1 protein-coding gene is annotated in these 1482 nt (G+C 44.0%); it reads right to left on the bottom strand.

Features of this window, described 5'->3' with window-relative positions; translation table 11 throughout:
* Positions 1-49: 49 nt before the first annotated feature.
* Positions 50-1375, bottom strand: coding sequence for an ISNCY family transposase (locus H9629_RS15250; RefSeq protein WP_191731452.1), 1326 nt, complete (start codon positions 1373-1375; stop codon positions 50-52).
* Positions 1376-1482: the final 107 nt, after the last annotated feature.

The raw sequence follows: 1482 nt of genomic DNA, 5'->3' as shown, positions 1-1482 counted from the left end.
TGTTATTCCCAAGTAGAAATGTCCTACCTAATAACCAAATAGAAATGTCCTATATGGACATTTCCAAGTCAAGTACAGGATTCAGATTTCGTTGTTGAATTGCTGTTTTCTGTGCTCGTCTACGTGGCATCTTTTGAGAACGATTACGTTTGTTTTGCTGTTCCAGTTCTTCATGCTGTTGCTGTATATGGATCAATACAGAACCCAGACGTTTATTCTCAACGATCTCTCGCTGATTCAGCTGACTCAATTTATCGAAGATACTGTAATTGATCTTCCGGCCTTCATGCATGATGGCCACGGTACCATCCGGGTATTCCAGGAACTCAAGATATTTACCGGTTAGCTTCTGATTGTCTTCTATATTTTCGAGAAGATATATGCATTTATCATAAGTAATGGTCAGACTCTTCGTAACTCTGCGGGGTTCACGCCAGGTAAAAATATCATCTAACTCCTCGGCTGTTTCAGTGACAGTCCGGTGTAAATCCTTAGGGTTAAAGGCCATCTTGGCAAATTTGCGATTAAATTGCTCAATAAAGCAGGGCAACCACTTATTGGCATCTGCAATCGAACTGATACCTTCCAAACGCATCTCTTTGATCAGACGATCCTGAAGTGTTCGATTGGCGCGTTCTACACGGCCTTTGGCCTGGGGTGAATTAGCGAAGATAATATCGATATTCAGGGTGCTGAGTACGCGTCCAAACTGGGTAATCTTGGTATCTTTCTTGCTGCTTTGATTCACTCTAAAGACTGAATGTTTGTCGCTGTAAAACGCTAAGGGCTTGCCGTGCTGTTCGACATACAGGCGTGTCGAAATCATATAGTCAAAGGTTGATTCTGATTCACAGAAGCGTAAGTGCTGCAATTTTCCTGTGGCATCATCAATAAACACCAGCAAACAGCATTTAGCTGCACGTCCTTCGAACCAGTCATGGTGAGAGCCATCGATTTGTACCAGTTCACCATAACAATCCCGGTTATAGCGTGGCTGATATGGGCGTTTCAGGCGCTTGGAGCGAGGAATCCACAGATCGGCTGCAATCATCCAGGAACGCAGGGTTTCTACTGAAAGATCGAATCCATGCCCGGTGGTGAGCTTTTCATGCGCTAAAGTGGGTCCGAAACCATGGAATTGATCAGCGACAAGATTGAGACACTTGAGCCTGATTTCTTCAGGAAGCCTGGAGTTGCTGGTTTGGCCACGACCAGCATGGGCTAATGCAGCTGGGCCTTGAGCTTTGTATTTCTGCAGTAAGCGTCTGATCTGACGTTCTGAAATATGAAGTAGCTGAGCAGCTTGGGATTGAGTTATGCGTTGATCACAGATTTCCTGTAAGACCGACAATCGTTTAAGTTCTTTATCCGACATAGACACCAACATATCAAACCGTCCGCTAAGGAAATTGCAAAAGTGCATATTCTAAAAGCGGACATTTTTACTTTGGAGAAACCGGACATTTCTATTTTGGGCTTACA

The organism is Acinetobacter pecorum (assembly GCF_014837015.1).
Classification (GTDB): domain Bacteria; phylum Pseudomonadota; class Gammaproteobacteria; order Pseudomonadales; family Moraxellaceae; genus Acinetobacter; species Acinetobacter pecorum.
The sequence above is the reverse complement of the archived record's forward strand: the minus strand, read 5'-3'. Positions and strand labels throughout refer to the sequence as shown.

What these genes read in the sequence shown, in the direction of transcription:
- H9629_RS15250 (WP_191731452.1), bottom strand. Translation starts at nt 1,375, where the DNA reads ATGTCGGATAAAGAACTTAAACGATTGTCGGTCTTACAGGAAATCTGT.